The organism is Labrys sp. KB_33_2, from assembly GCF_052114505.1.
Taxonomy (GTDB): Bacteria; Pseudomonadota; Alphaproteobacteria; order Rhizobiales; family Labraceae; genus Labrys.
This window is the reverse complement of record NZ_JBFREW010000099.1, coordinates 1-326: the sequence shown is the minus strand read 5'-3', so window position 1 is coordinate 326 and position 326 is coordinate 1. Positions and strand designations below refer to the sequence as shown.

The window sequence follows — 326 nt, the reverse complement described above, 5'->3', positions numbered from 1 at the left end:
CGGGGCTGCACCACGGCGCCCAATCCGCTGCCGACGGAGACGACGACCTATATCTTTGGAGACGAGCGGGTGAGCTATGAAGGCTCGAGCGATCCGTGCGTGCCGACGACGCCGCTGTGGGTGAAGTATCCGATGCCCGACATCAAGATCGAGGGCACCGGCACCACGGCCAAGACCTACACGCTGCTCAAGGACCATCTGGGCTCGGTGCGTGTGGTGGCGGACCAGGCTGGCACGACGAGCATCGCCACGCGCTACCAGCCCTTCGGGCTGCACAAGCCGGTGACGACCTCGACCACGACCAAGGAGGATCACGGCTATATCGG

At 65.0% G+C, this 326-nt stretch carries 1 protein-coding gene; it reads left to right on the top strand.

All coding sequences use genetic code 11. The annotated features are described in order from the left end of the window. The coding region (locus tag AB4037_RS34725) for a hypothetical protein (protein WP_441774700.1) at positions 1 to 326 on the top strand (326 nt) is incomplete at both ends.